The 25169-nt window shown below is 72.9% G+C and carries 18 protein-coding genes; 12 read left to right on the top strand and 6 right to left on the bottom strand.

The annotated features are described in order from the left end of the window. Window positions 1–245 precede the first annotated feature (245 nt). The gene (locus AB0K07_RS13595) at window positions 246–1079 is read left to right on the top strand and encodes a helix-turn-helix transcriptional regulator (RefSeq protein WP_363754756.1); all 834 of its coding nucleotides are present in this window, start codon (window positions 246–248) and stop codon (window positions 1077–1079) included. 64 nt (window positions 1080–1143) lie between these two features. Here AB0K07_RS13595 and AB0K07_RS13590 read toward each other — a convergent pair whose 3' ends face one another. Continuing rightward, a complete protein-coding gene (locus AB0K07_RS13590) occupies window positions 1144–1995 on the bottom strand; it encodes an AraC family transcriptional regulator (RefSeq protein ID WP_363754754.1) in 852 nt (283 codons plus the stop codon). Between the two features lie 50 nt (window positions 1996–2045). Here AB0K07_RS13590 and AB0K07_RS13585 point away from each other — a divergent pair, with 50 nt between their 5' ends. The 4 genes from AB0K07_RS13585 (at window position 2046) to AB0K07_RS13570 (ending at window position 7909) form a co-directional block, all read left to right on the top strand. Next, a complete protein-coding gene (locus AB0K07_RS13585) occupies window positions 2046–2468 on the top strand; it encodes a DUF2000 domain-containing protein (RefSeq protein ID WP_363754752.1) in 423 nt (140 codons plus the stop codon). A gap of 138 nt (window positions 2469–2606) precedes the next feature. Further along, window positions 2607–4865 (top strand): esterase-like activity of phytase family protein, encoded by a 2259-nt coding sequence (locus tag AB0K07_RS13580; protein WP_363754750.1) that lies wholly within the window; start codon window positions 2607–2609, stop codon window positions 4863–4865. A gap of 474 nt (window positions 4866–5339) precedes the next feature. Further along, entirely contained in the window at window positions 5340–6605 is a 1266-nt protein-coding gene (locus AB0K07_RS13575) for an MFS transporter (RefSeq protein ID WP_363754748.1), read from the top strand. 89 nt (window positions 6606–6694) lie between these two features. Then, window positions 6695–7909, top strand: coding sequence for an alginate lyase family protein (locus AB0K07_RS13570; protein WP_363754746.1), 1215 nt, complete (start codon window positions 6695–6697; stop codon window positions 7907–7909). A gap of 52 nt (window positions 7910–7961) precedes the next feature. Here AB0K07_RS13570 and AB0K07_RS13565 read toward each other — a convergent pair whose 3' ends face one another. Next, on the bottom strand, window positions 7962–10496 hold the full coding sequence (locus AB0K07_RS13565) for an ABC transporter permease (protein WP_363754744.1): 2535 nt from the start codon (window positions 10494–10496) through the stop codon (window positions 7962–7964). Continuing rightward, window positions 10493–11257 (bottom strand): ABC transporter ATP-binding protein, encoded by a 765-nt coding sequence (locus AB0K07_RS13560; RefSeq protein WP_363754742.1) that lies wholly within the window; start codon window positions 11255–11257, stop codon window positions 10493–10495. The genes AB0K07_RS13565 and AB0K07_RS13560 overlap by 4 nt, the downstream gene beginning before the upstream one ends. Window positions 11258–11403: 146 nt before the next feature. Here AB0K07_RS13560 and AB0K07_RS13555 point away from each other — a divergent pair, with 146 nt between their 5' ends. From AB0K07_RS13555 to AB0K07_RS13525, 7 genes are all read left to right on the top strand, one after another. Beyond that, window positions 11404–12603: a histidine kinase gene (locus AB0K07_RS13555; protein WP_363754740.1), complete on the top strand. Its 1200-nt coding sequence runs from the start codon at window positions 11404–11406 to the stop codon at window positions 12601–12603. After that, window positions 12600–13238, top strand: a complete 639-nt coding sequence (locus AB0K07_RS13550) for a response regulator transcription factor (RefSeq protein WP_363754738.1) — start codon at window positions 12600–12602, stop codon at window positions 13236–13238. The genes AB0K07_RS13555 and AB0K07_RS13550 overlap by 4 nt, the downstream gene beginning before the upstream one ends. A 137-nt stretch (window positions 13239–13375) precedes the next feature. Further along, entirely contained in the window at window positions 13376–14779 is a 1404-nt protein-coding gene (gene sthA / locus AB0K07_RS13545) for a Si-specific NAD(P)(+) transhydrogenase (protein WP_363754736.1), read from the top strand. Window positions 14780–14878: 99 nt separating this feature from the next. Next, entirely contained in the window at window positions 14879–15946 is a 1068-nt protein-coding gene (locus AB0K07_RS13540) for a LacI family DNA-binding transcriptional regulator (protein ID WP_363754734.1), read from the top strand. A gap of 109 nt (window positions 15947–16055) precedes the next feature. After that, a complete protein-coding gene (locus tag AB0K07_RS13535; protein WP_363754732.1) occupies window positions 16056–17912 on the top strand; it encodes a xylan 1,4-beta-xylosidase in 1857 nt (618 codons plus the stop codon). Between the two features lie 3 nt (window positions 17913–17915). Next, complete coding sequence (locus AB0K07_RS13530; protein ID WP_363754730.1) at window positions 17916–19706, top strand: xylan 1,4-beta-xylosidase; 1791 nt, start codon at window positions 17916–17918, stop codon at window positions 19704–19706. Next, complete coding sequence (locus tag AB0K07_RS13525) at window positions 19703–21241, top strand: alpha-amylase family glycosyl hydrolase (RefSeq protein WP_363754728.1); 1539 nt, start codon at window positions 19703–19705, stop codon at window positions 21239–21241. The genes AB0K07_RS13530 and AB0K07_RS13525 overlap by 4 nt, the downstream gene beginning before the upstream one ends. A gap of 16 nt (window positions 21242–21257) precedes the next feature. On the opposite strand, the gene AB0K07_RS13520 is transcribed toward AB0K07_RS13525, so the two are convergent. The 3 genes from AB0K07_RS13520 to AB0K07_RS13510 are packed head-to-tail and all read right to left on the bottom strand — an operon-like array spanning window position 21258 to window position 25075. After that, window positions 21258–23126 carry an ABC transporter ATP-binding protein gene (locus AB0K07_RS13520; RefSeq protein ID WP_363754726.1) on the bottom strand — a complete coding sequence of 623 codons (1869 nt, stop codon included), beginning with the start codon at window positions 23124–23126 and terminating at the stop codon, window positions 21258–21260. 1 nt (window position 23127) lies between these two features. Next, window positions 23128–24057 carry an ABC transporter permease gene (locus tag AB0K07_RS13515; RefSeq protein ID WP_363754724.1) on the bottom strand — a complete coding sequence of 310 codons (930 nt, stop codon included), beginning with the start codon at window positions 24055–24057 and terminating at the stop codon, window positions 23128–23130. A 22-nt stretch (window positions 24058–24079) separates the two neighbouring features. Next, window positions 24080–25075 (bottom strand): ABC transporter permease, encoded by a 996-nt coding sequence (locus AB0K07_RS13510; protein WP_363754722.1) that lies wholly within the window; start codon window positions 25073–25075, stop codon window positions 24080–24082. Window positions 25076–25169: the final 94 nt, after the last annotated feature.

Raw genomic sequence — 25169 nt, 5'->3', positions numbered from 1 at the left:
CCGGTCCCGCCCACACCGCGCCCTTTGCTCTGCTTCAACCGGCGCACCACCTGGTGTCCGGATAGCGGACGTCTGGTGTTGCGTGGGGTGAAGCAGAGCAAAGGGCGCGGTTGCAGGTACAGCCCCCGCCCCCCGCCCCCACGCCCGCCAGCGTCCGGACGCCGGAGCGGAACAGCGCGCCCGTGCCCACCTGTTGCAATGCACGTGCCGGTTGACCGCCGGCACCCACCGATCGAGGAGTCAGCGTGGACCGCGCCCAACTCGCCAGCTTCCTGCGCACCCGACGCGAGGCGCTCCAGCCCGAGGACGTGGGTCTCCCCCGGGGTCAGCGTCGGCGGACCGGAGGGCTGCGACGCGAGGAGGTCGCCGCGTTGAGCGGGATGTCCACCGACTACTACAGCCGGCTGGAGCAGCAACGAGGCCCGCACCCCTCCGAGCAGATGCTCGCCGCCCTGGCCCGTGGCCTGCGACTCTCCCTGGCCGAGCGAGACCACCTGTTCCAGCTCGCCGGTCACGCCGTCCCGCACCGTACGGTCCGGGCCGACCACGTCAACCCGGGCATGATGCGGATCCTCGACCGACTGCAGGACACCCCCGCCCAGGTGGTGAACCACCTCGGCGAGACACTGGCGCAGACCGCGCCGGCGATCGCGCTGCTCGGCGACGAGACCCGGCACACCGGGCTGGCGCGCAGCCTGCACCACCGCTGGTTCACCGACCCGCAGACGCGGCACCTGCACCCGACGGAGGACCACCAGACGCAGAGCCGTCTCCTCGTGGCGCACCTGCACGCGGCGTACACCCGCGACGGCCGGGGCTCGCGCGCGGCGGCCATCGTCGACGCCCTGCTGGCCGCGAGCCCGGAGTTCGCGCAGCTGTGGCGCGAGCACCCGGTGCCGGGCGGCTACTGCCCTCCGAAGCACTTCGTGCACCCCGAGGTGGGGCCGCTGGAGCTGCACTGCCAGACCCTGGTCGATCCCGACCAGTCCCAGACGTTGCTGGTCTTCACCGCCGTGCCCGGGTCGGAGAGCGACGAGAAGCTGCGGCTGCTCTCGGTCATCGGCGCCCAGCGCGTCTGACCTCGATCAGCTCTTCAGGAACGCGAGCGAAGAGCTGGGGGTCCCGGACGGTCCTCCTCCGATGCTAGGTGCGACGGTCGGGCGGGACGGCCGCATCGCCAGAATGCCGCTCCCATCGACGCTGGGGGTAGCGGGCCGGACTGACGCCCAGGTGACGCCGGAAGTGGCGGGTCAGATGAGCCTGGTCGAAGAACCCGGCCGCGGCGGCGACCTCGGCGGGACGCTGCCCCTCCAGGAGCAGGCGACGCGCGAGCTCGACCCGGCGACCGGTCAGGTACGAGTGCGGCGGCAGCCCGTGCACGTGCGTGAACGTCCGGACCAGATGGGTCGGGTGGGCGTGCAGCAGCTCGGCGGCCTCCCGCAGGGTGACGCCCTCGACGGTGCGGGCGTCCAGCAGCTCACGCAGTCGGACGGCGAGGCCGCGTGCGGCCGGCTCGATGCTGGTCGGGATGCGCTCACCGAGCTGCCGGCGGAGCCGTTCCAGGATGAACGTGAGCCGGCTGTCGGCCTCGAGCATGTCCCCCCGTTGGGCGAGTACCTGGTGCAGGTGGTGGATCCGCTGCCGCAGTTGCGGATCGGCCAGGCTCGGCCGGTCGACCGCCCGCCCTGTCAGCTCCGCACCGAGCGTCGAGGTGTCGAGGTACAGGACCCGCTTGCGGAAGCCGTGCGGTGTGGCGGAGCGGCCGTCGTGCGGCACGTGCGGCGGCAGCAGGGTGACCGACGTCCTCAGCACGCCGTGGCGGTGCCGGTCGAGGTCGAATCGGACCGCACCGTCGTCGACGATCAGCAGCGTCCACACGTCGTGGGTGTGCCGTGGGTACGCGTGATCCACGAAATGGGCGTGGAAGACCTCGGCGACCCCGGCTACCGCGGGTCGCCACGCGCTGACGTGTGAGCCCGCCGGCCGGGTGGCCACGCTAAGAACGTACAAGACCGGTCGGTGCCGGGTCGGGCAGGTTCGACGGCATGACCGAACCGATCCGCTTCAACACCAAGATTGCCGTGCTGCTCCGCAACGACCTGGCGGGCTGGCAACGGCTGAACGTCACCGCCTTCCTGGTCAGTGGCGTCGCGCACGCCGAGCCGGAGTTGCTGGGCGAGGAGTACCGCGACGCGGACGGCACCACGTACCTGCCGATGTTCCGCCAGCCGGTCCTGGTCTTCGCCGGCGATCGGGGCACGCTCGCCGGCGCGCACTCGCGCGCGCTCACCCGCGGGCTGCGCCTCGCGGTCTTCACGTCCGAGCTGTTCGCCACCGGGAACGACCGGGACAACCGCGCCGCCGTGCGAGCGGCCGGTCGGGAGAAGCTCGACCTGGTGGGGTTGGCGCTGCACGCCCCCCGCAACGTGGTGGACAAGGTCCTCAAGGGCGCCAGCATGCATCCCTGACCGGTCGGCCCGACCACCCGGCACGGGACAGTGCACTGGCTGTTCACGCGACGTTCCGGTGGGGGTTCCACTGTGGCGGGCGGCGGACGTTTGCATCGGCCTGGCGGTACTGACCGCTCACACGATGCTGGAGGCAATGTGGGTACCACGTCCATACGTGTCCGGGCCGTCACGTCCGCGGCGGCCGCGCTCTCACTGCTCACGGCGGTGCCGGCGCTCGGCGCTCCGACACACCCGACCCCGGGGCAGCCCGCCACGGGTGCGATCTGCGCACCGGACGCGTCGCTGCTCGGCTTCTCCGACGACCTCGACAAGGCCACCTTCCGGGGCACCCAGGTCGCCGGCCTGTCCGCGCTGGCGCTCACCCGTCCGTCGCGCGCCCTGGCGCTGGTGGACAACATCGGCACCAGCCCCGCCCGCGTGTACGAGCTGGGGTTGGAGACCGGCCGTCGCGGCGTCGACGTGGACGTCCGCGACGTCACCGTCCTCACCCGGCCGGACGGCACGCCGTACACCGGGGCGGACTTCGACGGTGAGGGCCTCGTCGCCGAGCGCGGCGGCGCCAGCGTGCTCGCCAGCTCGGAGCGGGAGCCGTCCATCCGGCGGTTCCGGCTCTCCGACGGCCGCGAGATCGCGTCGTTGCCGGTGCCGGCCCAGTTCCAGGTAGCGCCGGCCGGCGAGGCCGAGGTCAACCAGACCTTCGAGGCGCTGACCAGCACCGCGGACCACCGGATCCTCTACGCCGGGATGGAGGGGCCGCTCGCCGCGGACGGCCGCGACGCCCAGGGTCGGGGCCTGCAGCGGGTTCTCCGGTACGAGGGTCGGGAGGGCGGCACATACACCCCGACCGCCCAGTACGCCTACCGCACCGACGCCAACCTCGGTCTGGTCGAGCTGGTGGCGCTCGGCGACAACCAGCTGCTCGCCGTCGAGCGGGGCTTCACCACCGGGCTGGGCAACACGGTCCGGGTGTACCGGGTCTTCGCGACCGGCGCACCGGACGTCTCCACCGTGCCGTCCCTGTCGACGGTCACCGACCCGCGCTCGTGGCTCGGCAAGGAACTGCTGGTCGACGTCGCCGACTGCCCGCCGTCCGGCGCGACCTCCAAGCAGCCGCAGCCCAACCCGCTGCTGGACAACATCGAGGGCGCCGCGCTCGGCGGCCCGCTGCCCGGCGGTCGCCGCCCGCTGTACCTCATCTCCGACGACAACGGCAGCGCCACGCAGACCACCCGCGTGTACGCGCTGTCGGTGAAGCTGCGGCCGGAGGTGAGCCTCCAGCAGCGGGCGCTGCTGTCGGCGACCGCCTACCAGCCCGGGCCGGTCTCCGGTACGCAACTCGCGCCCACGCCGGTCAACGGGATCACGCCGCCCTTCCCGGGCCAGCCCATCCCCGGATTCTCCGCGGTGATCCCGGCCCGGGCCGGTGACCGCTCCGGCGAGCGGCTGCTCGCCATGCCGGACAACGGCTTCGGCGCGAAGACCAACTCGGCCGACTTCCTGCTGCGGGCGTACGAGATCGAGCCGAACTACCGCACCCACGGCGTACGGATCCAGGGGCACATCAGCTTCCGCGACCCGGATCGCAAGGTGCCCTTCCCGATCGTCAACGGCGACACCCGGGACCGGCTGCTGACCGGCGCGGACTTCGACATCGAGTCGCTGGCCCGCGACGCGCGGGGCGACCTGTGGATCGGCGACGAGTTCGGACCGTACCTGATCCGGACCGACCGGACCGGAAAGGTGCTCCAGGCCCCGATCCCGCTGCCGGACGGGACCAGATCACCGCAGTCGCCGGACCTCGCGCCGGGCGAAACCCCGACCCTGCGGGCCAGCAACGGCTTCGAGGCGATGGCCGCCAGCACGGACGGCTGGACCCTCTACCCGATCCTGGAGGGCGCGAAGACCGCCGACCCCGACCAGCGACGCCGGGTCGTCTACGAGTTCGACGTACGCGCCAACCGCTACACCGGCCGCACCTGGTCGTTCCGGGTCGACGACCCGTCCCTGCTGGTCGGCGACGCCGCGGTGCTCGACGGCCGACGGCTGCTGCTGATCGAGCGGGACAACGGCATGGGCCAGCAGCCGCTGGTGAAGCGCCTGGTCGTGGCCGACCTCGACGAGGTGGGCAGCGACGGCTACCTGACCCGGCGTACGGCGGTCGACCTGATGCGGATCGCCGACCCGAAGGGGGTCTCCACCCCGGCCCGTCCGGGCGAGTACGGCGTGGGACCGCGCTTCTCGTTTCCGCTCCAGTCGGTCGAGTCGGTGCTGCCGCTCGGCGGTGACCGGGTGCTCGTCGCCAACGACAACAACTTCCCGGGCAACGACGGGCGCATCCCGGGGCGCGCGGACGACACCGAGCTGATCGTCATCGACGTACCCGGCCTGCGGTAGCCCGCGGACGCACGACGGCTCCCGGCGCACCCGCGCCGGGAGCCGTCGCCGGTTCCAGAACTGTCCGCTGTGCGGACAGCCAGTCGGAGATCGGCGGACACGCTCTCCAGCACACCGCCGGCTGAACGCCTCCAGGGCCAGCACCGCCCAGAGCACGCCGGAGTCCTTGCCGTCTCCGCTTACGTCAGCGGCCCCTCCACACGCAGGCGACGCCGCCGGGCCGACTGCGCACAGCCCCCGGGCCGAGCCCTCGTCCGCATGCCGGACAACGAGGAAATCCGCGTAACAGTCACGTCAAAAGCTGCCCCTTGACAGGCCCATGAAGAGGCTCCATCGTTACGCCAACGTTCTTGCGGGTCGCCATACGGACAGTCGTCCGGGACTCGAAGCGCGCAGCGTTCGACCGCTCCACCCCCACCAGACCCTCACCGCGGGACGGCGCGCGTCGCCGTCACCTGAAGAGGAGACACCACCATGACCGAGACACTGAAGGAACCAACCGAGCCCCCGTCCACCGGAACGACAACGGGCCTGACCCGGGCGTCGATCGCCGTCGGCTTCGCGGTGCTGTGCGCCTCGTACATGCTCAACGCGATGGACCGGCAGATCTTCTACCCGCTGCTGCCCGAGATCCGCGCTGAGTTCGGCTTCTCCCTGGATCAGGGCGGGCTGCTGGCGACGGGCTTCACGCTCGGCCTCGCCCTGGCCGGGCTCCCCGCCGGGTACCTGGTCGACCGCGTCTCCCGTAAGACCATCATCCTGATCAGCGTCCTGGTCTACTCGATCGGGACGCTGGCGATTCCGGTCGCCTCCGGCTTCGTCGACATGAGCGTGTTCCGCCTGATCTCCGGCGTCGGCGAGGGCGTACAGGCCACCGCGCTCTACGCCGTCATCGGCGCGTTCTTCTTCCACCGCCGGGCAGTCGCCGCCGGCGTGGTGGGCGTCGCGTTCGGCGCCGGCATCTTCCTGGGACCCCTGATCGGAACCAGGCTCGCCACCGGTTGGGACACCTGGCGGGCGCCGTTCTTCGTCTTCGCCGCCGCCGGCCTCGTGATGTGCCTGCTCATCGCACTGATCGTCAACAAGCGACTGACCGAGGCCGTCACGGGCGCCAACGCAGGGCCGCAGGGCAGCTTCGACCACGTGCCCGCGAGCCCGTACAACCGCAACACCCTGGGCCTGGGCATCGCCTGCGCGGTGTCCGGGCTGGTGTTCTACGGCTTCCTCGGCCTGTACCCCACGTTCCTGCGCGAGCAGCTCGAGTTCAGCCCGCAGCAGGCGGCACTGGCCGTGTCCATCTCGGGCTTCGGGGCGATGATGGCCCTGCCGGCCGGCTGGCTGGGCGACCGGGTCAACCAGCGCTACCTGCTCGCCTTCGCATTCGTCGCCACCTCCGCCACCGCGTACGTCACCTACCAGGTCGCCACCTCGGCGCCGGCCCAGTACGTGCTCGCCTTCCTGATGGGCGCCTTCGCCAGCGGCTTCCTCTTCACCAACTGCACGACCGCCATGCAGCGAGCCGTCCGACCCGAGCACGTCGGGCGGGGCGCGGGCCTCTTCATGCTCTCCTACTACGTGGCGGCGGCCTTCTCCGGTCTGCTCTTCGCGCGGCTGGTCGCCGGGCTCGGCTGGGACGGCGCCGGACTGTGGCAGCTGACCGTCCTGCCGGTCGTCGGCATCGCCGGGCTCGGGCTGGTCGACACGTCGAAGATGGTCCTGCGCCGGCCCGCGAACAGCTGACCCTCGGGCGGCGGGGAGGCATTGATATCGATGGACGTCCCTGTAATGATTAACAGACTTTACAGTTGGACCCGTCGGAAGGACCTGACATGGCGAGACGATTGGCCGGAGCCGCCCCCCGCCGGCACCTCATCCGGTTGACCGCCGCGCTCGCCGCGGCCCTGCTCGCCGTACCGACGAGCCTGGTGCTCGGCGCGCCCGCCGCGACGGCCGCCGCCCCGGTCAGCTTCACCCACCCCGGGGTGCTGGTCAGCCGGGTCCAGCTCGACTTCGTCCGCGGCCGGGTGCAGGCCGGCGCCCAGCCGTGGGCGTCGGCCTACAGCCAGATGATGAGCAGCCGGTACGCCTCCCTGACGCGCAACCCCGCTCCCCGCCCGGTCGTCGAGTGTGGCTCCTACTCCAATCCGAACAACGGCTGCACCGACGAGCGTGAGGACGCGATCGCCGCGTACACCCAGGCGCTCGCCTGGTCCCTCACCGGGGACGCCCGGCACGCGCAGAAGGCGATCCAGATCATGGACGCCTGGTCGGCCACGATCACCGCGCACACCGGCAGCAACGCGCCGTTGCAGACCGGGTGGGCGGCGTCGGTCTGGCCCCGCGCCGCCGAGATCATCAGGTACACGTACACGAGTTGGCCCAACGCCAACCGGTTCGCCACCATGCTGCGCACCGTCTACCTGCCAATGGTCCGTAACGGCTCCAGCAGCAACGGCAACTGGGAACTGACCATGATGGAGGCGACGCTCGGCATCGCGGTCTTCCTGGAGGACCGGGCCGCCTACGACGCGGCGGTCGCCCGCTTCCTCAACCGGACCCGGGCCTTCGTCTACCTGCCCAGCGACGGAGCGCTGCCGTACACCGTGCCCGGCAGCGGCCTGGACACCCGCGGCGAGATCATCGGCTACTGGCACGGCCAGTCCACCTTCGTCGCCGGCCTCGCCCAGGAGACCTGCCGCGACTTCACCCACACCGGGTACGGGATCTCCGCCATCTCGCATGTCGCGGAGACCTCCCGTATCCAGGGACAGGACCTGTACCCGCAGGTCGGTGAGCGGCTGCGGCACGCGCTCGGCTTTCATTCGCGCTACCAGCTCGGCGAGGCGCCGCCCTCCTGGCTCTGCGGCGGCAGCCTCACCCGGGGCCTCGGCCCGATCACCGAGGTCGGCTTCAACGCGATGAGCAACCGGCTGGGCAACGCCATGACCAACACGCAGACCCTCACGCTGCAACAGCGCCCCGCCGGCAGCAACAACCTCTTCGTGGCCTGGGAGACGCTGACCCACGCCAACAACCCCAACTGACCGTGCCGCCGCGGGTCGACGCCGAGGTCCCGGCGTCGACCCGCGGCGGTGCTCAGCCGTCGATCCCCAACGCCGTCACCGGGCTGACCCGGGACGCCCGCCGGGCCGGCAGCACGCCGGCCAGCGCCGTCAGCACGACCAGCGCCGCGAAGAGCCCGACCAACGGCAGCACCGGCAGGGCCAGCGGGGCGTTGACCCCGAGGGCCTGCACCGCCAACCAGGCGTACGGGACGCCGAGCAGCAGACCGATCGTCGCACCGATCACCCCGTACAGGCCGGATTCGGCGGTCAGCATGGCACGCAGGCCGGGCCGGGACAGGCCGACCGCGCGGAGCAGCCCGGACTCGCGCTCCCGCTCGACCACCGACAGCGCGGTCGTGGACCCCACGCCGACCACCGCGATCAGCACGGTCAGGCTGACCAGGCCGACCGCGATCCACAGCAACGTGTCCAGCAGAGCGTCGTTGCGGTCCCGCTCGTCGGCGAGCACCGCCAGACCCACCCCGTCGCTCCCGCCGATCGCCTGCCGCAGCGCCCGCACCCCGGCGGTACGGCCGTCCTCGCCCGGCCGCGCCGCGTCGGCCAGCAGACCGCTGTACCCCTTCGGTGCACCGAGCCGGTCGAGGTCCGCGCGGTCGGTCAGGATGCCCGCGTGCAGGGGGCCGTGGTCGGGCAGGACGGCGGCCACGCGTACGTCGACCGTCTTCCCGGCACGGGCGAGCCGCGCGGTGTCCCCGGCCCGCAGTCCGGTCTCCCGGGCGACCCAGCCGCCGAGCACGATCCGGCCGGGGCCACGGTCGGCCAGCCTGCCCTGCGTCACGTCGAGATCCTCGGTGGTCGGCAGGGCCGGCAGGTCGAGGTCACTCGTCGGGTACCCGGACTCGGCGCTGCCCAGCCGGTCGGTGCCGCGCAGCAGCGTGACGTCGTCGATCCGCCGGTACGGGGCCATCCGTGCCAGCGCGCCGCGCGCCGCCTCGGCCCGCGTCACGACGGCGTCCGGCAGCAGCGAACCGTTGCTGGCGGTGACCTCGAAGTCGGCCGGCGCGGAGAGCGCCATCTCCCGGTCGGACAGGACCCGCATCGACGCGCCGCCGATGACCACCGCAGAGATCAGGGTCACGCCGAGCGCGACCACGACGGAGACCGCGGCGGCCCGGCGGGGCGCCCCGCCGATCCCGCCGACCGCCAGCCGCCCGAGCGGCGCGAACTGGCGCAGCGGCCAACCCAGCACGGCCAGCACCGGACGCACCAGCAGCGGCCCGAGTGCCACCAGCGCGAAGAACGCCAGCGTGCCGGACCCGACGAGCAGGAGCATGCCCGGCCTCGGGTCGTAGGACTCCTGCTCCGGCGTCGGCAACCGGCTGAACGTCGCGGCGCCCGCCAGCGCCGCGCCGACGACCAGCAGCAGCCCGGCGACCAGGCGTGCCACCCCGATGCCACGCCGGCCGGCGGTGGTGCTCGCCGCCCGCAGCGCCTCCAGCGGGGAGACCCGGGCGGCGGAGAACGCCGGCGCCAGGACCGCCAGCACGGTGAGGACGACGGCGCCGACCACCACCGCGACCGCCGCCGCCAGTGGCAGGCCCGGCGACGAGACGGCCTTTCCGGAGGCGCGCAGGATCGCCGGGAGGGCGTACCCGGCGGCGAGAGCGGCGGCCACCCCGACGACGCCGGCGACCAGGCCGGTCAGCGCTCCCTCGGCGGTCAGCGCGCTCACCAGCGTTCCCCGATTCGCGCCGACCGCCCGCAGCAGGGCGAGCTGCCGCATCCGCTGGGCGAAGACGATCCGGAACGTCGAGGTGACCACCAGCGCCGCGGCGGCGACCGCCACCGCGACGAACAGGCCGACCAGGACGAACAGCCTCCCCACCTGGTCCGCCGCCGCGTCGGCCTCCTCCTGGCGGACCTCGGCGCCGGTCCGCACCTGCGGGTCGGCCGGCAGCACGCCGGCTATCCCCTGCCGGACCGTGTCCGCCGACGCGCCGGGAGCCAGCCGCAGGTCGATCTGGCTGACCGTGCGCAGGCCGGCCCACGCGCTCACCACCGCGTCCGGGGCGTAGCCGTCGTAACCGGCGTCGTCGGCCGTGGCGACCACCCCGGTGATGGTGAGCGGGCTGGGCCCGGTCCGCTCGCCGCCGAACCCGCTGGTCACGGTGCCGACGGTGAGCCCCAGCCGTTCCACGGTGCGCGGGGTGACCGCCACCTCCCCCGGGGCGTCCGGGTAGCTCCCCTCGACCAGCCGCGTCGTGGAGAGCGGGCCGGTGCCGGGGTCGGCCCGCAGGTTGAGGTACGACTCACCGAGGCTCACGCCGATCTCCGTCCGCCCCACCACCTCGGCGACACCGGGTACGGCGCGCAGGCGCGACAGGGCCGCCACGGCGGGCGGCTGGTCCGGGCTGCCGATCACCAGGTCGGTGGCGGCCGGCGTACCGCTGAGGTTGTCCCTCGTGGTCCGTTCGGTGATCTGCTGCGCCAGCACGGTGCCGAAGACGACGAACGACACGACCAGGACGGCCAGGCCGGTCAGGATCAGCCGGCCGGGGCGTCGGGCCGCGGCGCTCACCTGGGTACGCAGTGCCGCCGCCCTCATGCGCCGGCCGCCAGATCGCGCAGCGCGTCGGTGACCGAGCCCTGGTTCGGCTTGTCGATCTCGCCGGCGACCCGGCCGTCGGCGAGCAGCACCACCCGGTCGGCGTACGCGGCGGCGATCGGGTCGTGGGTGACCATGACGACGGTCTGGCCGAGGTCACGGACCGAGTCGCGCAGGATGGCGAGCACCTCCGCGCCCGAACGCGAGTCGAGGTTGCCGGTCGGCTCGTCGGCGAAGACCACCTCGGGCCGCGCCACCAGCGCCCGGGCCAGCGCGACCCGCTGCTGCTGGCCGCCGGAGAGCTCGCTGGGCCGGTGCGCGAGCCGCTGGCCGAGCCCGAGCACGTCGACCAGGTGCGCGAGGAGTTCCCCGTCGGGCTGCCGGCCGGCGAGATCCAGCGGGAGGGTGATGTTCTGCGCGGCGGTGAGCTGCGGCAGCAGGTTGAACGACTGGAAGACGAACCCGATCCGTTCCCGGCGGACCCGGGTCAGGGTCCGGTCCGACCGGCCCGTCAGCTCCGTCCCGCCGAGCACGACCCGGCCGGAGGTGGCCGTGTCCAGGCCGGCGAGGCAGTGCATCAGGGTCGACTTGCCCGACCCGGACGACCCCATGATCGCGGTGAACTCGGCGCGGCCGAAGTCGACCGACACCCCGTCCAGGGCCCGTACCGCGGTGTCGCCGTTGCCGTACACCTTGACCAGGTCGACCGCGGCGACGGCGGCGCGGCTCGTCTCCGGTGCGGCGGGGACGTGCGTTCTCATGGTTCCTCCAGCGATGTTCTTCCGACCCGGGAAGCCTCGCCGTCACCGGCCGGCGGGCGCATCGGTCCGGGGCCGGGTATGGCCGGCGGCGGGTCTGCCTTTCGGCCGATCCGCCGACATCACCGGCGTGGCTACTCTGGGTCACGATGAACGCGCCAGCACTTCGACTTCTGTGGGTACGCCTGGCCCAGGCCGCCGGCCTGCTGGCGCTGGGCCTGTTCACGCTCTTCGACCTGCGGTTCAGCACGTCGACCGGGCTGAGCCCGGCCGCGCTGCTTCTCCTCCTGCTGCGGGTGGGGCTAACGGTGGGGACGGTGCCGCTCTGGCTGCCGATGCACCGGGAGAATTCCCGGCGGTTGCCGGTGGCGGCGCTCGTCCTGGCCACCGCCTCACTCACCGTCACCCTCGGGATCCGGGTCGTCGCCAACAACGGCTACCTTCTCGGTGGCAGCTGGGGGCTCGCCGAGTCGGCCGGGCTGCTGGCCGTGGTCTTCGTGGTGAGCCGGTGGGGCGCGGCCCGGCTCGCGCCGTGGGCGGCCGTGGCCACCGGGCTCGCCGCCGCCCTGCTGCCGCTGCGGGCCGGCACCGACAACGTGCTCGTGATCTTCGGGTTGCTCCAGGCGCTCGCCGCGGTGGGCGCCGCCGCGGGTGGCGTCTACCTGCGCGTCGTCGCCGCCCGACGGGACCGGACGATCGCGCTGGTCCGGGCCGAGCAGCGCGCCGAGTTCGCCCGTGACCTGCACGACTTCATCGCCCACCACGTGACCGGCATCGTGGTGCAGGCGCAGGGGGCCCGGTTCGTCGCCGAGCAGGACCCGCAGCGGGTGATCGCCGCCCTGGAGCAAATTGAGCGGGCCGGCGCCGAGACGATGGCCGCGATGCGGCGGATGGTCGGCGTCCTGCGCAACCCGGACGCCCCGCCGGACGCGCCGCTGGCCCCGCTGGCCGGCGTGGCGGATCTGGCACCGCTGCTCGAGGGCCTCAACGGCACGACGCGGGCGCAGGCCCGGCTGCACGTGGACGGCGACCTGGACGGGCTGCCGGTGGAGGTGTCGACCTCGGCGTACCGGGTCGTGATGGAGGGGTTGACCAACAGTCGACAGCACGCCCCGGACGCTCGGTTCGTCGACGTGGCCGTGCGCCGTACCCCGGACTGGTTGGTGGTCCGGGTGGTCGACGACGGCGCGAGTCCGCCCACTCCGCCGGCCCAGGGGCACGGCTTCGGCTTGATCGGCCTCACCGAGCGGGTACGCGCCCTCGGCGGCACGATCACCGCCGGGCCCGGCGTCGCCGGCGGCTGGGTACTCGACGCGGCGCTGCCCCTGCACCCGGCGGTGGTCCGGTGATCCGCGTGCTCATCGCCGACGACCAGGCGATGGTCCGGACCGGCTTCGGCATGATCATCGAGGCGCAGGCGGACATGGAGGTCGTCGGCGAGGCCGCCGACGGAGTGACCGCGGTCGAGCTGGCCCGGGCCCTGCGACCGGACGTGGTGCTGCTGGACATCCGGATGCCCCGCCTGGACGGCCTGGAGGCACTGCGGCTGCTCGCCGGGCCGGGCGTCGCCGACCCGATGAGGGTCGTGGTGGTCACCACCTTCGACCTCGACGAGTACGTGCACACCGCGCTCTCCAACGGCGCCTGCGGCTTTCTGCTCAAGGACTCCGGCCCGGCGCTGCTTGTGGAGGCGGTCCGCGCGGCCGTCTCCGGCGACGCGTTGATCAGCCCGTCCATCACGGTACGGCTGCTGGAACACCTCAGCCCGCCCGCCCCGGCGCACGACGACGCCGGCCTGTCCCCGCGTGAACTCGACGTCGTCAAGCTCGTCGCCCGGGGTCTGACCAACGCCGAGATCGCCAGCCGGCTCTTCATCGCCGTCGGCACGGTCAAGACCCACCTGGCCAGCGTGCAGATGAAACTCCCGGCCCGGAACCGGGTCGAGATCGCCGCCTGGGCCTGGGAACGCCGCCTCGTCGGCTAGGGCGGGGAAACCGGCGTCAACCGGCACATCGTCCACCGCCGCGGACGGTCAGGTCTGCACACCGGTAGGGGCCTCGACCGGTCACCGTGTCCACTCGGGTCTGGCGCGGGTGCCGACATCTTGCGACGCTGTCGGTTGTGTATGACTACGACCTGGTCGTGCTGGGCTCCGGACCCAGTGGTCAGAAGGCGGCGATCGCGGCCGCCAAGCTGGGCAGGCGGGTCGGCATCGTGGACCGCCGCGACATGATCGGTGGGGTGTGCATCAACACCGGCACCGTCCCCTCCAAGACGCTGCGCGAGGCCGTGCTCTATCTGACCGGGCTGAGCCAGCGGGACCTCTACGGCAGCAGCTACCGGGTCAAGGAGGAGATCACGGTCAGCGACCTGGCCGCCCGGACCCAGCACGTCATCACCCGGCAGACGGACGTCATCCGCAACCAGCTCGCCCGCAACCGGGTCGCGATGATCACCGGCACGGGCCGGTTCGCGGACGCGCACACGATCTGGGTCGACGGCGGCTCCGGGCGCGAGTCGCGGGTGACCTTCGACAAAATCATCATCGCGGCGGGCACCCGCCCGGCCCGGCCGGACAGCGTCGACTTCGACGATCGCACCATTGTGGACTCTGACGGGGTCATCAACCTCCAGGCCGTGCCCCGCAGCATGGTCGTGGTCGGCGCCGGTGTGATCGGCATGGAGTACGCGTCCATGTTCGCCGCGCTCGGCACCAAGGTGACCGTGGTGGAACGCCGCGACCGGATGCTCGACTTCTGTGACGAGGAGATCGTCGAGTCGCTCAAGTACCACCTGCGCGACCTGTCGGTGGCGTTCCGCTTCGGCGAGGAGGTCGCCGCCGTCGAGAAGCACCAGACGGCGGCGCTGTGCATCCTGAAGAGCGGCAAGAAGATCGTCGCGGACACCGTCATGTACTCGGCCGGCCGGCAGGGCCAGACCGACGACCTGGCGCTGGAGGCGGCCGGCCTGGAGGCCGACCGGCGCGGCCGGATCGCGGTTGACGCCAACTACCGCACGCCGGTGGCCAACATCTACGCGGTCGGTGACGTGATCGGCTTCCCGGCGCTCGCGTCCACGTCCATGGAGCAGGGCCGGCTGGCCGCGCAGCACGCCTGCGGCGAGCCCATCCGCGAGATGCACGGCCTCCAGCCGATCGGCATCTACACGATCCCGGAGATCAGCTTCGTCGGGCAGACCGAGGCGCAGCTGACCGACACCTCGACGCCGTTCGAGGTGGGCATCGCGCGCTACCGGGAACTGGCCCGCGGCCAGATCGTGGGTGACTCGTACGGGATGCTGAAGCTGCTCGTCTCCCCCGACGACGGCCGGCTGCTCGGCGTGCACGTGTTCGGCACGGCCGCCACCGAGATCGTCCACATCGGGCAGGCGGTGATCGGCTGCGGCGGCACGATCGACTACCTGGTCGACGCGGTGTTCAACTACCCGACGCTGGCCGAGGCGTACAAGGTGGCTGCCCTGGACGCGTCCAACAAGATCCGGAACATCACCCGCATCGACGGCTAGCAGGTCGAACCCGGCGGGCGCGCTGGTTGTGGCGTTCGACGTATCTCCATATAGTGCTGCTGCAACCGGTTTCGGACCGACAGGAACGGATCGAGGAGCATGGGCAACGGCCGACTGACGGCCCGGGAGATCGCCCGCCTGGCCGGCGTGTCCGTCGCGACGGTCTCGCGCGTGTCCAACGGCACCGGCCAGGTGTCGGAGGAGACCCGCCGTCGCGTGTTGCGGGCTATCGAGGAGCACGGGTACCGGCCACACCACCTCGGCCAGGCCCTGGCCGCCCGTCGCCACGGGGCCGTGGGGCTGGTCTTCCCGGGGCTGTCCGGGCCGTACTTCTCCGAGCTGATCCAGGGCTTCGAGTCCGAGGCGGTCACCTCCCGGACCAGCGTGCACATTCTCTGCACCCACCTGCGCGCCGACTCGGACACCGAGGTGATCGAGATGGCGCACCGGGTGGACGGGCTGGCCGTGCTCGGTGGCACGCTCTCCGACGAGACCCTCCAGGAGCTGTCCGGCATGCTCCCGATCGTGGTCCTGGCCGGTGGTGGGCCTCCCGGCGTGCCGGCCGTACGGGTGGAGAACACCGACTCGACGGCCGCCCTCACCCGGCACCTGCTGACCGACCACGCGTTGCGTCGCCTCGACTTCGTCGGCAACCCGAGCGGGTCGCCCGACGTGAGCGAACGCTGGGCCGGCTTCCGCGAGGCGCACCGGCAACTCGGCCTGCCGCTGCCCCGGGCACCGATCCGGGTCGGCCTGCAGCAGCCCGACGGTGTCTTCGCCGCCGAGCAGCTGCTCCGCCGGAGCATCCGCCCGCAGGGCATCGTCTGCGCCAACGACGAGACCGCGCTCGGTGTGCTCGTCGGCGCGTCCAACCACGGGCTCCGGGTGCCGGAGGATCTGGTGATCACCGGCTTCGACGACACCCCGATGGCGGCCCTCGTCACGCCGGCGCTGACGACCGTACGACAGCCGGTGCGCGAGCTGGCCGCGCAGACCGCGCGGCTGCTCATGCGGGTGGCGGCGGGGGACGCCGACCGCAACGGGTCGACGCTGGTGCTGCCGACCGAACTGGTCGTCCGCCGCAGCTGCGGCTGCGCGGCGACCACCACACCAGGCTCCACGACGACCGGTCGCCCTTCCGCGGCCGGCCTCCGCCACAGCCGCTAGCACCGAGCGGCGCGGTACCCGAAAAAGTCGCAGGTCTCCGGGCGCAACCGTCACAGAAACCGGTTACAGTGCTCGGACCGGACCACACGACACACCTGGAGGTGCCCCGGTGACGAGCGCAAGCGACCACCAGCCGGCAGACGCCCGATCCGACTGGGAGGCCCGCATCGCGCTGCGCAGCGATGAGGAGGGCACAACGACCGGCACCCCGCGGCTCGCCCCACCCGGTGACCTGGTGGCCACCGCCGGAGTCGGCCACGTTCGACTGTCCTGGTCGCCGGTCCCCGGCGCCGTCGGCTACCTGGTGCACCGCGCACCGCTGCGCGACGGCGTACCCGCCGGTGACCTCACCCCGATCGACCACCTGGGCGGCGACGTCCTCTCGGTGCCCGACACCTGGTACGTCGACACCACCGGCGAGGCCGGCCAGCCGTACGCCTACGCGGTGGCCGCGGTACCCGAGGTCACCGTCACCGGCCCGCTCAGCGCCCCGGTCGACGCCGCCGCGCTGCCGGCCGACGGCACCACCCCGACCGTCACGATGCGGGTCGACGCCTCCGACGCGGGCGTGCCGCTGCACCGGCCGTGGCAGCCGATGATCGGCAGCGAGCGGCTGTCCCAGCTGCTCTGCACGGACACCTCCGGCGGTCGGGAGATCGGCCGGGAGCTGCTCGCCGCGCTGCGCCGTATCCGCGACGAGGTCGGCGTGGAGACCGTCCGCGCGCACGCGATCCTCCACGACGACCTGGCGGTCTACCGTGAGGTCGACGGCGAGCCGGTGTACGACTTCACCAGCGTCGACCGGGTCTACGACCTGATCCTCTCCATCGGCCTGCGCCCGGTCGTCGAGATCGGCTTCATGCCCCGCGACCTCGCCAGCGACCCGGAGCGCACGGTCTTCCAGTACCGCGGCGTCATCTCCCCGCCGAAGGACTGGCAGCGCTGGGCCGACCTGGTCCGGGCGCTCGTCGCGCACCTGCTGGAGCGCTACGGCGACACGGTGCTGACCTGGGACTTCGAGGTGTGGAACGAGGCCAACCTGGAGGTGTTCTGGTCCGGCACCCGCGACGAGTGGATGCGGCTCTACGACGTCACCGCCAAGGCGGTCAAGGACGTCGATGCGCGGATTCCCGTCGGCGGGCCGTCGTCGGCCGCGGCAGGTTGGGTGGACGCGCTGCTGGAGCACGCCAACCGCTCGGGCGCCCCGGTCGACTTCGTCTCCACCCACACCTACGGCAGCCCGCCGCTGGACCTGCGCCCGACCCTGCACCGCCTGGGCTTCCCGGACGCGCGGATCCTGTGGACCGAGTGGGGCGTCACCCCCACCCACTTCCACCCGGTCAACGACGGCACCTCGGCGGCGACCTTCCTGCTCAGCGGCATGCGCTCGGCCGCCCGCCGGGTCGACGCGCTCTCCTACTGGGTCGCCAGCGACCACTTCGAGGAGCTGGGCCGCCCACCCCGACTGCTGCACGGCGGCTTCGGTCTGATCACCGTCGGCGGCATCGCCAAGCCCCGCTACCACGCCCTGCGGATGCTCGCTCAGCTCGGCGACACCGAACTGAGCGTCCGGGCCTCCGGAGACGGTGCGGACGGGCTGGTGCAGAGCTGGGCCGGTCGACGCGCCGACGGAAGCGTCGCCGTGCTGGTCTGGGCCTCCACCCTCGACCAGTCCAAGCGCGACGGGGACCGGGCACTGGCCCGGCAGATCCGGCTGGCCGTCGATGGCGCCGCCGGCCGTACGGTCACGGTGACCCGCCTCGACCGGGAGCACGGCGACGTCACCACGCTGGCCGAACGGCTCGGCGTCGGCGACTGGCCGACCGAGCAGCAGTGGGAGGCGTTGCGCGCCGCCGACTCGCTGCCGACCGAGAAGATCGAAGCGCGGGTCCGGGGCGGAGCCGCGGTGGTGGAGCTGCACCTGCCGCAGCCGGGGGCCGTCCTGATCGAGGTCGCCGGGAGCTGAGCGGTGACCACCCCCGCCGAGACGCCGGCAGGCCGCGGATCGGACGGCCCTCGGGTCCGGGCCGGTCGCGGTCAGGTGAGCGTCGACTGGGACCGGGTGCCCGACGCCGTCGGCTACCTGGTGCACCGGGCCGACGGCGACGGCCCGTACCGGGTGATCGACCATCGCGGCGGCGACCTGCTGGCGGTGCCCGGTCCGCCGTACGCCGACACCACCGTCGGGCCCGGGCGGACCGTGCGGTACGCGGTGCGCCCGGTGCGCGACGCGGACCGGCCCGGCGACGGCCCGCTCGGGCCGCCGTCGGCGCCGGTCGCGGCCTCGGCCGACGGTGACGGCCTGGTCGAGGTGAGCGTCGACGTCGCCCGCCCGACCGGGCCGGTGCACCGCCCGTGGCGGGACACGATCGGCTCCGAGCACCTGAGCATGCTGCTCAGCACCGAGCAGGTCGGCGGCGAGCAGATGGGCGCCGGGCTCGCCGCCGCGCTCGGCCGGGTGCACCGCGAGCTGGGCGTCGAGCGGGTCCGGGCGCACGGCATCCTCGGCGACGACCTCGGCGTCTACCGCGAGGTGGACGGCGAGCCGGTGCACGACTTCGCCGGCATCGACGCCGTGCTGGACGCGCTGGCCCCGACCGGGCTGCGGCCGGTGCTGGAGCTGTCGTTCACCCCCCGCGCGCTGGCCCGTGACCCGTCGCGGGTGGTGACCGGCGCCGGCGTGTCCAGTCCACCCCGGGACTGGGACCGCTGGGCGGCTTTGGTCGGGGATCTGGTGCGGCATCTGCGGTCCCGGGTGGGCGACGCCGAGTTGCGCCGCTGGGCGGTCGAGGTGTGGAACGAGCCGGACCTGGACTGCTTCTGGACCGGCAGCCGCGAGGACTACCTGCGGATGTACGACGTGACGGCCCACGCCGTGCGGACGGCCTGCCCCGGCCTGCCCGTCGGCGGGCCGGCGACCGCGGCGACGAGGTGGATCGAGCCGTTCCTCGACCACGTCGACGCCTCCGGCGCACCGCTGGACTTCCTCTCCACCCACGTCTACGGCAGTCCGCCGCTGGACCTGCGCCCGGCGCTGGCCCGGCACGGCCGGACCGGCACACCACTGCTCTGGACCGAATGGGGTCCCTCCCCCACCCACTTCGCGCCGGTCAACGATTCGGTCCTCTCGGCGACCTTCGTGGCCACCGGCATGCGGGAGGCGGCCGGCCGAGTGGCCGCGCTCGCCTGCTGGGTGGCCAGCGACCACTTCGAGGAGCTGGGCCGGCCACCCGCGCTGCTGCACGGTGGGTTCGGGCTGCTGTCGGTGGGTGGCCTGGCCAAGCCGCGGTTCTGGGCACTGTGGATGCTGGAACGACTCGCGCCGGAACAGCTCGACGTCCGGCTCGACGGCGACGGGGCGGGCACGCTGGTCCGGGCCTGGCCGTCGGTCGACCCGCGGACCGGGCGGGTCGCGGTGGTGCTCTGGAACGGCACCCTGGACCAGGGCGTGCTCGACCGGCCCGACCAGCGCGACCGGCTGCACCGGTCGGTCCGGCTGCGGCTGGACGGGTTGCCGCACGCCGCGTACGAGCTGCGGCACCGACGGCTCGACGAGCACACCTCCAACCTGCGCGCCACCGCTCACCGCGTCGGAGTCGACGGGTGGCCGACCGACGAGCAGTGGGCCGCGCTGCGGGCCGCCGACCACCTCGCCGACGCGACCCCGCCGGTGACCGTCACGCCGGATCGCGGCACCGTCGCGCTGCCGGTCGCCCTGCCCATGCCGTCGATGTCCCTGCTGGAGCTGACACCGCGATGACCCGGACCGGGCCCTGGTGGCGCGAGGCCGTCACCTACGAGGTCTACCTGCGCTCCTTCACCGACGCCGACGGCGACGGCCTCGGTGACCTGGCCGGCGCACGCTCCAGGTTGCCCTACCTGGCCGATCTCGGCGTCGACGCGGTCTGGCTGACCCCGTTCTATCCGAGCCCGGACCACGACGCCGGCTACGACGTGTCCGACCATCGCGACGTGGACCCGCGCCTGGGCACCCTCGCCGAGCTGGACGGGCTGATCGCCGACGCGCACCGCCTCGGCCTCCGGGTGGTGGTCGACCTGGTGCTCAACCACGTCGCCAGCGCCCATCCCTGGTTCGTCGCGGCCCGTGCGGCCGGCCCGGGATCGCCGGAGCGGGACCGGTTCCACGTCCGGCCCGGCCGCGGCGTCGCCGGGGAGCTGCCGCCGAACGGCTGGCGCTCCATCTTCGGCGGCACGGCCTGGGCGCCGTTCGGCGACGGCGAGTGGTACCTGCACCTGTTCGACATCGAGCAACCCGACCTGCGCCACGAGCATCCCGAGGTGGCCGCGGACGCCGCCGAGACGCTGCGGTTCTGGCTGGACCGGGGGGTCGACGGGGTGCGCTTCGACGCCGCCGGCTCACTGGTGAAGGACCCGACCTATCCGGAGCTGCCCGACGGCTGGCGGGCCGGCGACCCGTCGCCGTTCAGCGACCGCGACGAGGTGCACGAGATCTACCGGCGGTGGGCACGGCAGCTCGCCGCCAACCCGGGCGACCGGCTCGGCGTCGCCGAGACCTGGGGCGGGCCGGAGGTGATCGAGCCGTACCTGCGCCCGGGCGAGTTGGGGCAGGCCTTCGCCATGGACCCGCTCTACTGGCCGCTGCGCCCGCAACCCTGGCGGGCCGGTGTGGACGCGCTGCTCGCCGCCACCACCCGGCACGGCCGCCTGCCGGCCTGGGTGCACGGCAGCCACGACGTGAGCCGGGCCGCACAGCGGTGGGGCCACGACGGCGCCCGAGCCGTGCTGCTGCTGATGCTCGCGCTGCCCGGCGCGGTGTACCTCTACGCCGGTGACGAACTGGGCCTGCCCGAGGTGGCCCTGGCCGACGACGAGATCCGCGACCCGGTGTTCCGCCGCTCCGCTGGCGCCGACCGGGGCCGCGACGGCGCCCGGGTGCCGCTGCCCTGGACCGAGCAACCGGCGCCGTACGGCTTCGGGCCGGCCGGTTCGACGCCGTGGCTGCCGCAACCGGCCGGCTGGGGTGGCTTCTCGGTGGCCCGGCAGGCCGACGACCCGACCTCGGCGCTCGCGCTGACCCGGGCGGCGCTGCCGCTGCGCGGCACCTGCTGGCGCGGCCGGCCGGCGGAGGTGTCCTGGCTGGACGCCCCCGCCGACTGCCTCGCCTTCCGGCGCGGCCCCGACGGCCCGACCTGCCTGGTCAACCTGGGCGACACGCCGGTCGACTGGCGACCGTACGGCCGGCGGGTGGTGCTCGCCAGCGCCCCGGTGGACGGCACGTCGCTGCCCGGCCGCTCGACCGTCTGGCTGCGCTGACCCGGCCCGCGCGTCGCTAGGGGCGGGCGGTCGGGGCGAAGGGGTTGGGGATCGAGTCGAGCAGCAGCCTGGTGTAGTCGTCCCGGGCCGCCCCGATCACCTCCCGCGTCGGGCCGCATTCCACCATCACCCCCTGGTTGAGCACCAGCACCTCGTCGGCCAGCAGCCGGGCGCTGAGCAGGTCGTGGGTGATGTAGAGCATCGCGAGGCGGCGGTTGCGGACCAGCTCACCGAGCAGCTCCAGGATCTCGGCGCGGATCGAGACGTCCAGCATGGAGATCGGCTCGTCGGCGATGAGCACCTGCGGGTCGGGGGCGAGGGCCCGTGCGGTCACCACCCGCTGGCGCTGCCCGCCGGAGAGCTGGTGCGGCAGTTTGTCGAGGAACTGCCCGGCCGGGGCGAGCCCCACGCTCTCCAGCAGTTGCGCCGAGCGCTCCCGGATCGCGGCGCCACGCAGCCCGGCAAAGTTGACCAGCGGGCGGGACAGGGCGTACGCGACCGTCCGGGTCGGGTTGAGCGCGCTGAACGGGTCCTGGAAGACCATCTGCACGTGCCGGCGGTAGTCGACCAGGGCCCGCCCGCGCAGCCGGTCCACCCGCACCGTCCGGCCGGGGTCGCCGTCGAAGCGCACCTCGCCGGAGCTGGGGCGTTCCACCCCGGTGATCAGGCGGGCGATCGTCGACTTGCCACTGCCGCTCTGGCCGACCAGGGCGGTGACCCGGCCCGGGTGCAGGGTGAACGACACGTCGCGAACCGCGTCGACCGTGCGGGTACGCAGCCCGCGTCTGCTGGTGTAGCACTTGCCGACCCGGTCGACGGAGAGGACCGCCTCGGCCGCCACCTCCGGTGCGCCGCTCAGGGCGCCGGTGGCCGGGAAGTGGCTGCCGATCGTGGCGGCGGCGTCCGCCGCGCCGAGACGTACCACCGGCAGCCGGTCCTCCTGGGCGACCAGGCAGCGGACCAGCCCGCCGTGCTCGGGCAGCAGCTCGGGATGGGTCTCCCGGCAGGCGTCCTCGGCGTGGGGGCAGCGTGGGGTGAACAGGCAGCCGCGGTGCGGCCGGGACAGGTCCGGCGGTCGGCCCGGGATGTAGGTGACCTGCACGTCGGGCAGCCGCGGGTCGGCGTACGAGCCGAGCAGGCCGCGCGTGTACGGGTGTCGGGGTTCGTGCAGCATGCCGGCCGCCGAGCGGTTCTCCACGATCTCGCCGCCGTACATCACCATGACCCGGTCGGCCATCTCCAGCACCGTGCCGAGGTCGTGGCTGATGAACAGCACCGCGAAGCCCAGCTCGCGCCGCAGCTCGGCCAGCCGGGTGAGGATGCTGCGCTGCACCACCACGTCCAGCCCGGTGGTCGGCTCGTCCAGCAGCACCAGTTTGGGGCGCAGGGCCAGCGCGAGGGCCAGCGCCACCCGCTGCTTCATGCCGCCGGAGAGTTCGTGCGGGTACGCCCGGAGCACCTGCGGGTCCAGTGAGACCAGCTCGAGCAGTTCGGTCGCCCGCGCGGTGACGTCGCCGGGGATCTTGTGGGCGGCGAAGGTGTCGGCGAACTGCGCCTGGACCCGGATGACCGGGTTGAGCGAGTTCATGCTGCTCTGGAAGACCGTGGACAGGTTGGTCCAGCGCAGGGTCCGCAGCTCGTCCTCGCCGGCGGTGGTCAGGTCGACGCCGTCGAAGGTGACCCGGCCGCCGCTGATCCGGGCCGGCGGGGAGAGCAGCCGCAGGACGGCGTTGCCCAGCGTCGACTTGCCGCAACCGGACTCCCCCAGCAACCCGACGAACTCGCCCTCGGCGATGTCGAACGAGACGTCGTGCACGGCCCGGTTGGCCGGCAGGTCGCGCGGCGTGTAGGTGACGGAGAGGTTCTCCACCTCGAGCAGGGCCATCTCAATCCTCCCGGAGGTGGGGGTTGCTCAGCGCGTCGATGCCGAAATTGATCAGGGTGAACGAGGTGATCAGCAGCGACAGCGCGAGGCCGGGCGCGATCAGCCAGGCCCACTGGCCGGTGAGCAGAGCCCCACCGAGGCTGGCCTGGTTGAGCATGGTGCCCCAGCTGACCGTCTGCGGATCGCCCAGCCCGAGGAAGGCCAGGCCCGCCTCGCCACCGATCGCGCCGAGCGCCGCCCCCATGAAGCCGACCACGATCAGCGAGGTCATGTTGGGCACGATCTCGCGGGCGATGATCCGGGCCGTGCCGTCCCCGGCGAACCGGGCCGCCGTGATGTAGTCACGGGTCCGCAGCGTGATGATCTGCGACCGCTTGATCCGCGCGCCGTACGCCCAACCGGTCACGCTGATCACGGCGATGATCAGCCACAGTCCACGGACCGGCGCGTACGCGGCCAGCGTCACCATCAGCGGCAACGCGGGCACCACCAGGCCGAGGTTGATCAGGAAGGAGAGCACCTCGTCGACCCAGCCCTGGAGGTAGCCGGCGGTCAGCCCGATGACCAGCCCGATCAGGGTGGAGAGCAGCCCGGCGGCGAGCCCGACGATCAGCGAGGTGCGGGCGCCGACGATCAGCTGCGAGAAGACGTCCTCGCCCTGCGCGGTGGTGCCGAGCCAGTGCGCACCCGTGGGCCCGAGCGAGGTCGGGAACGCGTCGTCGCGCGGGTCGTACGGAGCGATCAGCGGGGCGAAGAGCGCGACCAGCACGAAGCCGCCCAGCATCAGCAGACCGGCCCGACACTTGCCGTTGCGCCACAGGATGACGAACCAGCCGGGCAGCCGGCTGCGCCGGGACAGCTCGGTGGCGCTCGCCTGGAGGGCCTCGGTGTCGGCCCCCGGGGCCGGCACGGCGGGAGCGGGTGTGCTCATGACAGCTCCTCGGTGCGCTCGATCATGCCGTGTCCGCCTTTCGCACCCGGGGGTCGAGGAACCCGTACAGCAGGTCGGCGAGGAAGTTCGCCACCAGCACCCCGACCGTGGTGAACAGGAAGATCGCCTGCATCAGCGGGTAGTCCCGGCTGGACACCGACTCCAGCAGCAGCCGGCCCATGCCGGGATAGTTGAAGACCGTCTCGACGAGGACGGTGCCGCCGAGGACGCTGCCCAGCGCGATGGCGAAGCCGGTGACGTTGGGCAGGATGGCGATCCGCGCCCCGTAGGTGAGCGCGATGCGCCGGCGGGGCAGGCCGCGGGCGACGGCGAGGCGGGCGTGGTCCTCGCCGAGGCTCTGCACCATGTTGTTGCGCATCCCGATGATCCAGCCGATCGGGCCGGTGATCAGCAGCGCGACGGCGGGCAGCACGCTGTGCTGGAAGGCGTCGGAGATGAAGATCCAGCTCCAACCGGGACTGCTGCCCCCGCCGTAGCCGCCCCGCTCGGGGAACCAGCGCAGGGTGATCGCGAAGACGTAGATGAGCAGCAGGGCGAGCCAGAAGAAGGGCAGCGTGCCGACGAACGTCGACCCGAGGGTGATGACCGAGTCGACCCGGCTGTTGCGGCGGTACGCGGCCCAGGCGCCCAGCAACGTGCCGACGATGAACGAGATGATCTGGGTGACCCCGACCAGGATCACCGTCCACGGGAGCGCCTGGCCGATCATGTGGGTGACGCTGTAGGGGAAGTAGGTGTACGACACCCCGAAGTCACCGTGCACGATCGCGCCCAGGTACTGCACGTACTGCTCGAAGAGGTTGCCGTCCGGGGTGCCCAGCATGATCCGGATGGCCTGGAGCTGGGCCGGGTCGATGCTCTCGCTCTGCCCGGCCAGCCGCGACACGATCGCCTCGGCGGGGTCGCCGGGTTGCAGCCGGGGGATCAGGAAGTTGAGCGTCACGGCGGCCCACAGGGTGCCGATGAAGAACAGGAAGCGTCTGGCGAAGTAGGCCACCGGGGCCATCCCTTCCGGGGGACGGGTCGGGGGGGGGGGCGGCGCCGCCCCCCCCCCCCCCCACAGCAAATCAGACAGGACGCGGGGCGAAGCG

Source organism: Micromonospora sp. NPDC049301, from assembly GCF_040678715.1.
Classification (GTDB): domain Bacteria; phylum Actinomycetota; class Actinomycetes; order Mycobacteriales; family Micromonosporaceae; genus Micromonospora.
This window is presented reverse-complemented; position numbering and strand designations above follow the sequence as displayed.

Coding starts and splice junctions, on each gene's coding strand:
- AB0K07_RS13520 (WP_363754726.1), bottom strand. CDS start 23,126: ATGGCCCTGCTCGAGGTGGAGAACCTCTCCGTCACCTACACGCCGCGC.
- AB0K07_RS13515 (WP_363754724.1), bottom strand. CDS start 24,057: ATGAGCACACCCGCTCCCGCCGTGCCGGCCCCGGGGGCCGACACCGAG.
- AB0K07_RS13560 (WP_363754742.1), bottom strand. CDS start 11,257: ATGAGAACGCACGTCCCCGCCGCACCGGAGACGAGCCGCGCCGCCGTC.
- AB0K07_RS13555 (WP_363754740.1), top strand. CDS start 11,404: ATGAACGCGCCAGCACTTCGACTTCTGTGGGTACGCCTGGCCCAGGCC.
- AB0K07_RS13575 (WP_363754748.1), top strand. CDS start 5,340: ATGACCGAGACACTGAAGGAACCAACCGAGCCCCCGTCCACCGGAACG.
- AB0K07_RS13540 (WP_363754734.1), top strand. CDS start 14,879: ATGGGCAACGGCCGACTGACGGCCCGGGAGATCGCCCGCCTGGCCGGC.
- AB0K07_RS13585 (WP_363754752.1), top strand. CDS start 2,046: ATGACCGAACCGATCCGCTTCAACACCAAGATTGCCGTGCTGCTCCGC.
- AB0K07_RS13525 (WP_363754728.1), top strand. CDS start 19,703: ATGACCCGGACCGGGCCCTGGTGGCGCGAGGCCGTCACCTACGAGGTC.
- AB0K07_RS13565 (WP_363754744.1), bottom strand. CDS start 10,496: ATGAGGGCGGCGGCACTGCGTACCCAGGTGAGCGCCGCGGCCCGACGC.
- AB0K07_RS13570 (WP_363754746.1), top strand. CDS start 6,695: ATGGCGAGACGATTGGCCGGAGCCGCCCCCCGCCGGCACCTCATCCGG.